This window comes from Allomuricauda sp. d1 (assembly GCF_039592695.1).
Taxonomy (GTDB): Bacteria; Bacteroidota; Bacteroidia; order Flavobacteriales; family Flavobacteriaceae; genus Flagellimonas_A.
The window spans coordinates 237,700-251,303 of the sequence record NZ_JBBUTK010000003.1; the positions used below are offsets into that span (position 1 = coordinate 237,700).

Genomic DNA, 13,604 nt, shown 5'->3' on the forward strand with positions numbered 1-13,604 from the left:
AGTCCAAATTTTGTATTTTGGGTTATTCAATATACGACTATGTCAGAAATCGTTCAACAGGCAGAAAATTATGTCACAGAGTTACTTACCAATAAATTGGATGCCAATTTTTTGTACCACAATCTCAGACATACCCAAAGAGTCGTAAAAAGTACAAAAGAATTAGCCGAACATTACAAGTTGGAGGCCACAAAAGCCGAAACGCTTGAACTGGCGGCGTGGTTTCACGATACTGGGTACACCAATGGCGTTTCAAATCATGAAAAAAACAGTTGTGGTATCAGCGAAGCTTTCTTGAGCGATAATGGTTTTGACAAAAAAAGGGTTGAAGAAGTTTCTAGGCTTATTATGGCCACCGAGCGTTACCACGAGCCACAATCGCTTAATGAGGAAATCATTCGCGACGCCGATGCCTCTCATTTGGGCCAAAAAAGTTATCCTGATACTTCTGAGTTGTTGAGAGAGGAATTGGCCCGCTTGGGAATTGCCGAATATACAATTTCGGAATGGCGGGAAGAAAACATAAAAATGTTCAGGTCTGAGCACCAATTCTATACCGATTATGCCAAAGAAAACTGGCAGCCCAGAAAAGACAAGAACCTGCAAAAAATCATCAAGGCCAAAAAAGACGAGAAAAAAATTGCCAAAAAGGAAGCCTTAAAAGCCAAGTTCAAAAGTGAAAGCCCCGACCGTGGCATTCAGACCCTGTTCAGGGTTCAACTTCGCAATCATTTGACATTGAGTGATATAGCAGACACAAAGGCCAACATTCTACTGTCGGTAAACGCTATCATCATTTCTTTGGCACTGGCCAATCTGATTCCGAAGTTGGACAATCCTTCAAACACCTATTTAATTTACCCCACCCTAATTTTTATCGTTTTCAGCATCATTTCTATGATTTTGGCCGTGATTGCAACCCGACCCAATGTGACCAGTGGCACCTTCAACAAAGAAGATGTAAAAAATAAAAAGGTGAACATCCTCTTTTTTGGGAATTTTCACAAAATGGGACTCAGTGATTACGAATGGGCCATTGAGGAAATGCTAAAAGATAAGGACTATATCTATTCTTCCCTCGCCAAAGACCTCTATTTTTTGGGCCTCGTCTTGAACCGTAAGTACTCTATTCTAAGATGGACCTATACCATCTTTATGATTGGAATGATCATTTCAGTGATCGCTTTTGGAATTGCCTTTAAGTACTTCGGGCCCGATCGTATTTTGACTTGATGCTATGATTGAAGTTCCTGCATCAGATCATCATAAGTGTAGGTCTTTTCAGATTTTGCATCTTTTTTGTACAAAATCTCGGCCCTGATCGCTTTGAGTCCAGTTACGCCTTGAAGACCTTCTAAATCTACGATTTCGATGTTGTTCGTGAAATAGCCCTTTGATTTCAAGAATTTGACATACCGCAGGTATTCACGTTCGTCACTTTTTTGTGAATAGACAATAGAAAGCTTCCCTTTTTGGGTCAAGCGTTCATTGGTACCCTTGATGTACGATTTGTCAATGCGCTTTTTGATTACTTCATAGCGGGCATTATAAGTACCATCAACATCAAATCGTTTCTCATCCATCCTGAATCGGATGGAAAGCGAAGTGCTGTAGACCAAAATCAGCGAAGTGACATCCAACTGTACAGGCAATTTTGATTTTAGGGAATAGTACTCGTTCTCCATCTCGCACATCACCTGTAATTGCCACAATCTCAAGTTATTGAGGTACAATGAATTGTATTCCCTATCATTAACGATAGACTGGCCAATGTAGAGGTTGTGCTCTACCCCATCGGTTTTGTAGCGCTCAAAATAATGTGGAAACATCTCTTGGGCCTGCTGTTGCTTTTTGTCTATCAATGCAGCCATTTTCATATTGGTCTCCATGACACTCTCATCATAATTGCGCCTGTGGTCATAGTATGATTCGGTGCCCATGTCAATCTGGCTCTCGTAGGCCACAATCAACTTCTCGAGTTCCTCATCTTCTTTCTTGAGATGTTTCAACACGGGATTTACCTCATCCATCACAAAATTGAAGACGGCCTGTTCAGTGTTGGTATACAATGTTTCTTTGACCTCATCAAGATGGTTGTCAATTCTGAACATCAATTCTTCATACACCGGTAGTTTGGTTTTTTCAAAGGCCCTTTTGATAATGCTCTTGACCTCAGAAAGCTGTATCATCAGGTCACGTTGAATGGCCATATTGCGTTCACGTGAAGAATCTTTGATGTCTATTTGCCCGTACAACGGATGAATGTCTTTAAAGACAATTTCCCTGAAAACAGGTTGGTTGCCATCAATCTCTTCGGTCATAAAGCGTTTTGCCTCTTCTTGAAATTTCCAATACACCGAAGGGTGTACCGTTGTACATTCATGTTGTATGATGGCATCAATAAGATTCTGCTCTTCTTCTATCGAACGCAGTACCGCCGATACGATGAATGGCATCACATCAACCAATTTGTTGGCATTGATACTGTTCAGTTCGTTGACCTTGTCTGAGACAAGCTCAAGAACCCCCAACAAATTGCCATCATCTGCAATGGGCGCAAGAATGGCACTTTTGATGCCCTGTTCGTGCAGATTTTTATAGGGTTGCCCGCCCTTTGACTTCTCAAAGTACTTTTCTACGTTGCTTATGGCAACATAATCGCTTGTAGTTATCAGTTTGCCATACGAATAGTCACACAGCATGCTGTCACATGACTCGGTTTCCTCTCCGTTCAAAATGTAACTGTCAATGCCTTTTCCATAAATTTTGAGAAAGGTATTGGTGCGGGTATCATAGCCTGTGAAGCCCACATTGATGTTGTTCAAACTGAACAGCGACCTGAAGGTTTCTTGAAAGCTTTCCATGAAACTATCACTGTTGCGTTTGTTGCCCCCAATCAGCGTGGATTTTATTTCTGAAATGGAGTGTTCAGCGGTAACATCGAACATGTTGGAAATCACAAATCCTTTGGTAATAAAGCTATTTGGCGGAATTTTTTCTTTCCATAATTCCAGATTGTCAAAATTCTCCAAAAGCTCGTTCAAATTCTCTTGTGTCAGCTCTTTTGATTTCTCTGTCGGAAGGATTTCCATAAAGTCGGCATTGTACAAAATACGGTAGTGCCGCATCACCCCATTCGCATCGGGGATGTCATAGAACAAAGGTCTCTTGAAGTCCATTTTGAATCCATAATAGAAAGACAAAACAACAGTGCACTGCATGATATAGTGCAGGTCTTCGGGCAAGTTCCGAATTTGGAGCTCAAAATCTTTACCTGCCTCCTTTAAAATCTTTTGAAAGCGCGCCGATGAATTAAAAACTACATTGGCAAAGGGTATTGATGCTGCCTTGATCTCATTATGGGTCAATACTGAAGAAAAAGTATCGGCAAGAATGGTCTGGATGACATCCTTTCGTTTCTCAAGAATACTCAGGTCGTCAAATCCCTCACGCAGTTCAGGGTAAGGTGCTTGGGCATCCAGAACATATTTGGCCCGTTGGCGGTACTGTTCATCATCACTCTCAAGCCATGCATCGTATTGGTTGAGCAGTTTGTTGAAACTGACCAATTGAATCAAGGGACCTTCGTCTGCGTAGTTCTTTTTCATACCAGTATTGGTCGAGGTTTAGCCTGTAAAGTTACAAAAAGCGGCCATACACCATTGTTAACGTATTGTTTATGCCTTTTTGGACTTTTTTTGGATATTTAAGGAAATTTAAGTGATGTCATCAAGCAGTAGATTGCAAAGGGCCTACGAAAAGGCAAAAAATATAGGTTTTGATGACACCTCAAAGTTTATTTTTTTCAGTGACTGCCATCGGGGCGACAACAGCTTTGCCGATGATTTCGCCAACAACCGCAACATCTATTTTCATGCCCTGAACCACTATTATTTGAACGGTTTTCAGTATTGTGAGCTGGGCGATGGTGACGAACTGTGGGAGAACCTTTATTTTGAATCCATTTTTGAGGCCCACAAGAATGTTTTCAAATTGCTACGGCAGTTTCATTTGGAAGGAAGGCTGCACATGGTCTGGGGCAACCATGATATGGTCTATCAAGACCAAAAATATGTGGACAAGCACCTCTCGCACTACTTTGAACCTATTGATGGACAGGATAAAGAACTCTTTGAAGGGCTGGTCTATCATGAAGGGTTGGCGCTTAAGCACACTGAAACAGGACAAGAAATTTTCTGTACCCATGGCCATCAAGCCGATTGGTGGAACTATGTCTGCTGGCGGATAGGGCGTTTTTTGGTGAGGATATTATGGAAACCCCTTCAAGTATGGGGCATTGCCGACCCGACCAGCCCTGCAAAAAACTACAAAGAACTCATCAGGATTGAAAAGCGAATCAAACGGTGGATTTTAAAGAACAATCTCAAAATCACCATTGCGGGGCACACACATCGGCCGCGGTTTCCCGAACCGGGGCAGATTCCCTTTTTCAATGATGGTAGCTGTGTACACCCGCGGAGCATTACCGGTATTGAGATCGAAAATGGCCAGATTTCACTCATCAAATGGCATATCGAAACCAAAATTGATGGTACGCTGCAAGTGGTACGGGTACTGCTGGAAGGGCCTGAAAGACTGGCTGACTACATGAAAACCTAAACCCTGCTTGCCAACATTTTTATTGCATTTACAAAATGGTTCAATTCTTCGGTTGTGGTATAAACGTTTGGTGTAATTCGGCATCCTTGAACGTTGGCATAGTCTATGGCCACGGTCCATACCTTGAATTCATCCATGAGGGTTATGGCCATATCTTTCGATTTCATCCCTCGAATGCCCACATTGGCGATACCACAACTTCGATGGGGTTCTGCTGGGGTGTTGATAACCACATTTTTCACATCCCGTAATTGTTCGCTCCAATACCGCTGGATAAATCGCAATCGTTTTTCCTTTCGTTCCGACCCAATCATTTCTAAATAGTCAATGGCATCGTTGATGGTCAAGTCGGTATGCACAGGATGGGTACCCGTGTGGTTCAATCGTCGAATTTTGGTCTTATCGTCTTCGTGCTCAGCGAACAAAGGCCAAATTTTCGGAATATGCTTTTCCCGTACATAAAGAATTCCCGCCCCCAAGGGAACACTGAGCCATTTGTGCAAACTTGACCCGTAATAGTCACAATCCAACTCGGCAATGTCCACTTTGATATGCCCCACGGCATGGGCCCCATCGACCATGACCTCTACCCCATGGGCATGCGCCATATCACAGATTTTTCGAATGGGAAGAATCTGCCCGGTAATATTGACCATGTGGCAGATCATGAGCAATTTGGTCTTGGGTGTAATTTGGGATTCGTACAATTCCACGATTTCCTCATCAGATTTTGGATGATTGGGCAGGGAAACTTCCTTACAGACCATTCCGTATCGTTTTTGCTGTTGGTGAAAATGGATGCGCATGGCGCCGTAGTCCTGCAGGGCAAAAATGGCCTCATCCCCTTTTTTCCAAGGGAATCCACCGATAACCATATCCAAAGATTCTGTAGTATTTCGTGTTACGATGAGTTCTTTTTCAGAACAGTTCACTAATTTCGCCAAGCGTGCGGCAACCGCATTCTTATTGTCCCATTGTTCGGTGCGCATGTAATACGAAGCCTCGTAATTAACCTTCCGCACATGTTCCATGTACTTGTTCAAAATGGGCGTGGGCACAAAATTATAATACCCGTTCTCTAGATTGATATAATCTGGTTTAAGCACATAATCTTTTCTAATTCTGGCCCAAAACTCCTTGTCATTATCCTTTGGATACGGCAGTGGACATACTTCTGGCTGAGCCGCCAGCTGTTGTGGCATGAAAGGGATGGCCATCGCAGCCTGGCCAAAATATTTTAAAAATTGCCGTTTTTCCATAGAATTTTTCTTTACAGAAATAGCTATATCACCAATAGTTTCAATTTACAAAAATTAAAACCCATCGGCATTAAATTGCTGAGACAATGGCGTTTCAACGAATTAATGGCATATTTAACAGCCCTTTACCGTTTCTATGGCAGGGTATTTGTTAACTTTATTTGATTGGTACGACTCAATTGAACAATGAAAGGTTTTTTCACAATAACAATTTTTTTGTTGGCAACCGTGGTGATGGTGGCCCAGGGCGATATTCCTACCACAAAACCATTGAAAATCGGTGAGAAGAACAATCTCGATATCAAGACCAGCAATCAGGGTACCTCATTGCGAATGCCCTCGGTCATTGATGACAATCTCACTTCTAAGGATAAATCACCTGACATCAAAATGTTGCCTGACAGGGAGTTGCTTCAAGCTGGACATGATTTGGTGATAGACCCCAAAGTCATCGAAAAAGAAAAAAAAGGTTCGAATAAACATTTTGGCGACCAATACTTGGGTGATTTTAAAACAAATGCAAAATTCATCGGAGTCGTCTGTCGTGATCATGAATATGTGGATGGGGATCGAGTCAAGATTTTATTGAACGGCGAAGTCGTTGAATTCAACGTATTGCTTTCTGGAAGTTTTAAAGGCATCAATATTGATTTGGTCAAAGGTTTTAACCGATTGGACTTTGTGGCACTCAACCAAGGTTCTTCAGGCCCCAACACCGCTCAAGTGGTCGTCACCGATGATAAGGGTGAGGTCATTCACAACAACCGTTGGAACCTTTCTACAGGTTCTACGGCCAGTCTCATCGTGGTCAAAGAAGAGGAATAGTCAAAACAAATTCCAAATTCCAAATAAAATTCTAGACTTTAGGTTTTAGTTTCTTGATACCATCTTTTTTCGTTGCCCTGGATGGTACTCTTCCTCTGCCCTTTGCTCTACATCCTCTTTGTAATATGCCGCATCTTTCCAATTGACATCGGCGTACATTTGAATTTGGTCATCAAAATGGGATGAATTGGGGTCACCACTTTGTCCACCAGCTAGAATCGTCTTTGCTTTGACTTTATCGCCAAACTCTACGGCTGCTACAAAACTGTTGCCACGGGTGCCGTAAATCTTTTTAGTGTCGTTATCGTAACGTGCCCCATAAGCCGCCAATGCTCCCCACCTGCCACTGGCAAACCCAATGGGAATACTCGGTTTGTCATCATCGAACGGTTGGCGAATATCCCCGTTCAAGCGTTGGTAGCGGTTCACTTCGCCCCACGGAACTTCCCAAGTGCCGAAATCAGCGACCAATTGGTCAATGGTCTTTTCAAATATTTTCAATTGTTCTCCGGGCTCGCTTCCCCAATATTCAATACGCTCCATGGGGTTCAGTCCTTCGGGATACTTACCTTCTTGATAATAGCGGGTTCCATAAAAATGGGCCAAGGTCATCGCCACCGATTCTTTTGAAGTCTTAAAATCCCAGTTTTCGAGAATTGCAATGGGTTTTGCAAGTTTCGGGTTTTTATCATCATAGCGGTTATAGGCTTTTATCAACCCTGGAATCAGGGCTTCAAATGCGGGCAGATGAGGGTCATGGGCCAAACTAATAAGGCTATCCAATGTGAAACCATCCTTACCTTTTAGCAACTCAATAGCATGTACCCCTCGAAAATTCTCTTGGTCTCGCGACATATATTTGGGATAATCTTCTCGTTTCGGACTATAATCCGCGGCTGCGGTGTAGGGGGTGGAGTTGCAGTTCTGTATCCATCCATTGGGTGGGTTTTTCACGAGGATGTTTTCATCAACTGTATGCAACCCTTTCCAATCGGTCTTCGGATTACTGCCATCGACGGGTTGAGTATAATCAAAGATGGTGTCCCGTTTCGGAATGAAATTCCCATGAAAATAAGCGATGTTACCCTCAGCATCGGCATAGACGGTGTTGTTGGAGGAATTGGTTCGAATGTCCATCATCTCTCGAAAGCCTTTATACTCATCTTGCTTGGTGCGGATGTACGATTGCTCTAACGCCTTCACAGGCTCCCACATCATGGCCGAGGCCGTCCACTGGCCATCAATAGCATGGGTGATGGGACCATGATGAGTATGGTACATGGGGAAGGTCTTCTCTTTCAAGCCCTCATCAGTCTTGTATTTTAAAGTGACCTGCGATTGTTTGACAGGTCGCAATTCCTCACCATACACGTAGAATAGACTATCGCCGTTCCTTACAATTGTTTCCTTAAACTCATCCATGACATCGGTGTAGGTGCTGGTGTGCATCCATCCTGTTTTTTCGTTGAATCCCTGATACACAAAAAACTGTCCCCAGGTAACCGCACCGTAGGCATTTAAATCTTCCTCGGAAACCACATGCACCTCACCCCGAAAATAAAACGAGGTATGTGGATTGATCAACAGCATTGCATTGCCCGATTGGGTCAACTCCCCAGCAATGGCAATACCGTTGGAACCCCGAGGCTCGGCCATTTCTTTTTCTTTTTCCATTTTTTGCAGTTCCATTTCGGGGATTTCCATTCCCGATTCATAGAACGTTTTGATTTTTCGGGTTGAAATACGTTCGATATCGCCACCGATGCTGCCCTCACTAAAGTACATGGGCATCCACGGTTCAAATCGGGTCAATAATTTGGGTTTTACTTCAGGATGGGTATGCAGGTAATAATTGATGCCATCCGCAAAAGCGTCACATAACTTTTTGAGCCACTTAGGGCTTTTTTCATAGTTTGTCTTGGCTTCCTCTTCAGTCATAAACAGTTTGGCACGAAGGTCGCTGTACAGAGCCTCCTCCCCTTCTACCTCTGCCAATCGGCCCGTGGCCCAGATGTAGTTCTGTTCCACCCGATTAAAATCGTCTTCGCATTGGGCGTACAACAATCCAAAAACGGCATCGGCATCTGTCTTTCCATAGATGTGCGGCACCCCAAAATCATCACGGATAATGGTCACATTCTCGGCCTGGGCCTTCCATTTTTCAACTTCAGGATTTGCTTCAGAAGTTTTACAGGCGATACATAAGATGATAGCAAAAAAGAGCAATTTCTTCATAAGTGGAACATTCTTTACAACTGTCTAAAGATAAATACTCCTGCCCCATCTGAAAAATCTACAGCCGGTACAATTGATTCCTGTTCCAGCAATTTTTTAAACTACCTTGCAACTCCCTTTTCAAAAATCAATGGCAGATAAAAAAGTAAGTGTTCTCAAGGCGTTCAAAACCATTATCTGGCCCAGAAGAAATCTCGTTTTTTTGGGTTTGTTGCTCATTGTCGTCAATAAGGCCGCCAGCTTTGTGGCTCCTGTTTCTTTGCGCTATTTTTTAGATGATGTGGTGCCCAATAAAGACTTTGATTTTCTTAAATCACTGGTCATCGTTGTCATCCTTTCTTTTTTGGTACAAGCGGTCATGTCCTTTTTATTGACCAAAGTACTGAGCATTCAGGCCCAGTACATGATATCTGAGCTGCGGGCTCAGGTGCAGAAGCAAGTGCTATCACTGCCCATCCGTTTTTTTGACAATACCAAATCTGGAGCCTTGGTCTCAAGAATCATGAGTGATGTGGAAGGGGTCCGTAACTTGATTGGCACTGGTTTGGTACAATTGGTAGGGGGAAGCATCACCGCCATCGTTTCATTGGTCTTGCTTTTGAGGATAAGCCCCACCATGACCCTATTGACCTTTATTCCCTTAATCATCTTTGCAGTGATTGCCCTAAAGGCTTTTAAGATTATACGACCCGTATTTCGGGAGCGTGGAAAAATCAATGCCGAGGTCAAGGGAAGATTGACCGAAACGCTATCAGGAATTCGGGTCATCAAAGGTTTTAATGCGGAGTCGCAGGAAGCTGAAGTCTTTGAAGGTGGGGTTGACCGCCTCTACCAAAACGTCAAGAAGAGCTTGACGGCAACAGCGGTAATGACCAGCTCTTCCACTTTTCTTTTGGGTCTGGCCACCACAGGAATCATGATGGGTTACGGTGGTTATCAAATGATTCAGGGAGAATTGACCACTGGAGAATATTTTGAGTTTACCTTTTTGTTGGCGCTTATGGTCGCCCCCATTGTTCAAATGAGCAATATCGGGAGTCAACTTACGGAAGCCCTGGCCGGGCTTGACCGCACCGAAGAGCTGATGAAAGAAACGGCAGAGGCGAGTGAAAAAAACCGAACGATTTCACTGTCCAGCATTCAAGGTCACGTGGTTTTTGACAACGTTTCCTTCGCGTATGAGGAGGATAAAGAGGTATTGCACAACATTAGCTTTGAAGCAAAGGCTGGGGATGTTATTGCCCTTGTGGGAAGCTCTGGTTCGGGCAAGAGTACCATAGCGGGTTTGGCCGCCAGTTTTTTGAATCCGGACTCAGGAACAATCACAATTGATGGAAACGATTTATCGCAAGTGGATTTGACCAGTTTTAGACAATTTCTTGGCGTCGTGCTTCAAGATGATTTTTTATTTGAAGGCACCATACGAGAGAACATTCTTTTTCCACGGCCCAATGCCTCTGAAAAGGAATTGGATGCCGCTGTAAAAGCAGCGTACGTCGACGAATTTACCGACCGATTTGGGGATGGACTAAATACGTTGATTGGTGAGCGTGGCGTAAAGCTATCAGGGGGTCAGCGACAACGCATTGCCATTGCCCGTGCTATTTTGGCAGACCCCAGAATTTTGATTTTGGATGAAGCCACATCAAATTTGGACACGGAAAGTGAGGCCCTCATCCAGAAAAGTTTAGCAGAACTCACCAAGGGAAGGACCACCTTTGTCATTGCCCACCGTTTGAGTACCATTAGAAAGGCCAATCAAATTTTGGTCATTGAAAATGGGCATATTACCGAGCAAGGCACCCATGAGGAACTCATTGCTTCTGAGGGAAGGTATTATAATCTATTTACGTATCAGGCGAGGATTTAAGCCAATTCTACTTCTAAACCATTCTATTGAATTTGGAAGCCCAAACGGCTATTGTCTTTTACATTAAAAGCTTCAGAGAGCATGATCAAATGTGCATAGCACTGACAATATCACGTACCGCCCCTTGTCTTAATGGCAAATCGTTACCTTTCCATCAATAATAAAAGTAATCAAAATGCGCGTTCGACCGATATTTTGTCTGTCCCTTATGCTTGCTTCCTTTTTTGCCAATGCACAGAAAATTGACAATTTCACCTATCACTTGGGCGCATTGGTTCGTGGCGACAGCACAGTCAAAAAACTTTCGTTGGTGTTTACGGGCGACCAATTTGCAGATGGGGGTGGCCATATTGCAAAAACATTGAAAGAGCACGGCATTAAGGGCGCCTTCTTTTTTACAGGAAACTTTTATCGGAATCCGAATTTTGAAGAAATCATCAAAAGCTTGGTCAAAGACGGTCACTACCTCGGAGCACACTCTGATAGGCATTTATTGTATTGCGACTGGAACAACAGGGACAGTCTTTTGGTCAGCAAAACCCAGTTCGTAAACGATTTGGAGAACAACTACAACGAGATGGCACGTTTTGGCATCACAAAAGAGCAGGCTCCTTTCTTTCTGCCACCTTACGAATGGTACAACCAAACCATTAGTGAATGGACGCAAAAAAAAGGGCTTCAACTCATCAATATGACCCACGGTACACTTTCACACGCTGATTACACCACTCCTGATATGCCAAACTATCGAAACAGTGAAGAAATTTATGATAGTATTATTGATTTTGAGGAGAAAAATCCCACTGGTCTCAATGGGTTTCTATTGCTCATCCATTTCGGCACCGATCCCAATAGAACAGACAAATTTTATCACCGTTTGCCTGAACTCATCACTGAAATTTCCGCTAGGGGATATGAATTCGTCACTTTGACAGAGCTTCTTGCAAACCGTTAGTTTTAGCAGTATATTTCCTAATAGATCACATCTTAAAATTGCCGTTTCAATGTACCGTTTTCTTGTATTGATAGTGTTGTTTGGGCAATCTGTTTTTGGCAGTGCGATTTCTGAAAATATACACATACGCATAAACCAATTGGGGTATCTTCCTGAAGAATCAAAAATCGCCTTGGTCTTTTCGAGTCAAAGGGTCAATGAAGATTTTCTTCTGATTTCTGCGGATGGGCAACAACCTGTCATGACCATCACTCCCAAACGTTCAAAACAAAAAAGTTGGGGAACCTTTCAGTACTATTATACACTTGATTTTACGGGAATTTCCCGAGAGGGATACTATTTTTTACAGGGGAAGAGGACAAAGACCAAGTCACGGCCCTTTGCGATTTCTATGGATGCCTACTTGCACAAAAGCGAAAAATTGTTGGAGTTCATGCGGCAGCAGCGCTGTGGTTACAATCCATTCTTTGATATGGTATGCCACCAGCGGGACGGCCGTTCTTTTTACGGCCCCATGCCTGACTCAACCTTTGTCGATGCCACGGGCGGTTGGCACGATGCGGGGGATCAATTGAAATACCTCATCACGGGAAGCTATGCCACGGCGCACATGCTCAAGGCCTATGAACAGTACCCTGACAGTTTTTTAGACCAAACAAATGCACTGGGCCAGCCGTTCCCCAATGACATTCCCGATGTGCTCGATGAGGCCAAATGGGGGTTGGATTGGATTTTAAAACTACATTCTGCACCTGACCAATTGATCCATCAAATCGCCGATGACCGAGACCATCGCGGTTGGAAAATGCCCGATGAAGACAACTCTGACTATGGTTGGGGGCCGAACAGCTACCGAGTGGCCTACTTTGCCACGGGTAAGCCCCAAGGGCTGAACAAGTACCAAAGTGAGGCCCAGGGCGTATCGAATTTGGCAGGGCGTTCGGCTGCCGCAATGGCGATTGCACATCGTATCTGGAAAAACAAATTAAAGGATAGCCTTTTTGCGGAAATCTGCCTAAAAGCAGCCAAATCACTCTATAAACTGGGAAAAGAAAAAGAGGGGTTTCAGCAGGGCAATTCGTATGGTGCCCCCTACCGCTATTCTGAAAAGACATGGGCCGACGATATGGAGTGGGGAGCAGCTGAACTCTATAAAACAACAGGTGAAAAGCATTATTTGGAGGATGCCAAAACGTATGCACGTAAAGCCAATACCGTTTCTTGGATGCAGCATGATTCCGTACCGCACTATCAATATTATCCCTTTGTGAATTTGGGGCATTTTGCACTCTATGAGCATGTTGATGATGAATTCAAAAAAACGCTCGCCGATTATTACAAAAGCGGCATCGAAGAAACCGTAAAAAGAAGTAAGACCAATGCCTATCAGATAGGAATTCCGTTCATTTGGTGCTCTAACAACCTCTTGACCAGTCTTATCACCCAAGGAATCCTATATGAAAAAATGACCGGTGACGATACCTATTCAGCGTTCATGGTCTTGCAGCGCGATTGGCTTTTTGGTCGAAATCCTTGGGGCACCTCAATGTTCACCAAGATGCCCGAAGATGGCGAATATCCTTTGGATGTGCACACCAGTACGTGGGCGATGACCAAAAAAGAAGTGCCCGGAGGTCTTGTTGATGGCCCTGTTTACAACACCATTTATAATTCGTTGAAGGGATTGAAACTCAACGAACCTGATGAATTTGCCATCTTCCAGAACGATTTCGTTACCTACCACGATGATATCGGTGACTATTCTACCAACGAACCCACCATGGATGGTACTGCGGGGGCCATATTGATGATGGCCCATTGGGGAAACCCGCAATGATGA

The 13,604-nt window shown here is 43.6% G+C and carries 9 protein-coding genes; 6 read left to right on the forward strand and 3 right to left on the reverse strand.

Translation table 11 applies throughout. The annotated features are described in order from the left end of the window. The first annotated feature begins 39 nt into the window (after positions 1-39). On the forward strand, positions 40-1,233 hold the full coding sequence (locus tag AAAH86_RS12850; protein ID WP_343488049.1) for a Pycsar system effector family protein: 1,194 nt from the start codon (positions 40-42) through the stop codon (positions 1,231-1,233). Between the two features lie 2 nt (positions 1,234-1,235). Here the strand turns inward: AAAH86_RS12850 and AAAH86_RS12855 are convergent, their stop codons facing one another. Continuing rightward, positions 1,236-3,608 carry a GAF domain-containing protein gene (locus tag AAAH86_RS12855; protein WP_343488050.1) on the reverse strand — a complete coding sequence of 791 codons (2,373 nt, stop codon included), beginning with the start codon at positions 3,606-3,608 and terminating at the stop codon, positions 1,236-1,238. Between the two features lie 115 nt (positions 3,609-3,723). Here AAAH86_RS12855 and AAAH86_RS12860 point away from each other — a divergent pair, with 115 nt between their 5' ends. After that, a complete protein-coding gene (locus AAAH86_RS12860) occupies positions 3,724-4,620 on the forward strand; it encodes a metallophosphoesterase (RefSeq protein WP_343488051.1) in 897 nt (298 codons plus the stop codon). Here the strand turns inward: AAAH86_RS12860 and AAAH86_RS12865 are convergent. Next, complete coding sequence (locus tag AAAH86_RS12865) at positions 4,617-5,879, reverse strand: aminotransferase class V-fold PLP-dependent enzyme (RefSeq protein WP_343488052.1); 1,263 nt, start codon at positions 5,877-5,879, stop codon at positions 4,617-4,619. The genes AAAH86_RS12860 and AAAH86_RS12865 overlap by 4 nt on opposite strands. A 186-nt stretch (positions 5,880-6,065) precedes the next feature. Between AAAH86_RS12865 and AAAH86_RS12870 the strand changes: the two genes are divergently transcribed. Next, positions 6,066-6,704 carry a hypothetical protein gene (locus AAAH86_RS12870; RefSeq protein WP_343488053.1) on the forward strand — a complete coding sequence of 213 codons (639 nt, stop codon included), beginning with the start codon at positions 6,066-6,068 and terminating at the stop codon, positions 6,702-6,704. Between the two features lie 45 nt (positions 6,705-6,749). Here the strand turns inward: AAAH86_RS12870 and AAAH86_RS12875 are convergent, their stop codons facing one another. Next, positions 6,750-8,939: an acylase gene (locus AAAH86_RS12875; RefSeq protein WP_343488054.1), complete on the reverse strand. Its 2,190-nt coding sequence runs from the start codon at positions 8,937-8,939 to the stop codon at positions 6,750-6,752. Positions 8,940-9,069: 130 nt separating this feature from the next. Between AAAH86_RS12875 and AAAH86_RS12880 the strand changes: the two genes are divergently transcribed. The 3 genes from AAAH86_RS12880 to AAAH86_RS12890 all read left to right on the forward strand — a co-directional run bounded on the left by AAAH86_RS12880 (position 9,070) and on the right by AAAH86_RS12890 (position 13,601). Then, positions 9,070-10,809: an ABC transporter ATP-binding protein gene (locus AAAH86_RS12880; RefSeq protein WP_343488055.1), complete on the forward strand. Its 1,740-nt coding sequence runs from the start codon at positions 9,070-9,072 to the stop codon at positions 10,807-10,809. A 208-nt stretch (positions 10,810-11,017) separates the two neighbouring features. After that, a complete protein-coding gene (locus tag AAAH86_RS12885) occupies positions 11,018-11,764 on the forward strand; it encodes a polysaccharide deacetylase family protein (protein WP_343488056.1) in 747 nt (248 codons plus the stop codon). Between the two features lie 49 nt (positions 11,765-11,813). Next, positions 11,814-13,601 (forward strand): glycoside hydrolase family 9 protein, encoded by a 1,788-nt coding sequence (locus tag AAAH86_RS12890; RefSeq protein WP_343488057.1) that lies wholly within the window; start codon positions 11,814-11,816, stop codon positions 13,599-13,601. Positions 13,602-13,604: the final 3 nt, after the last annotated feature.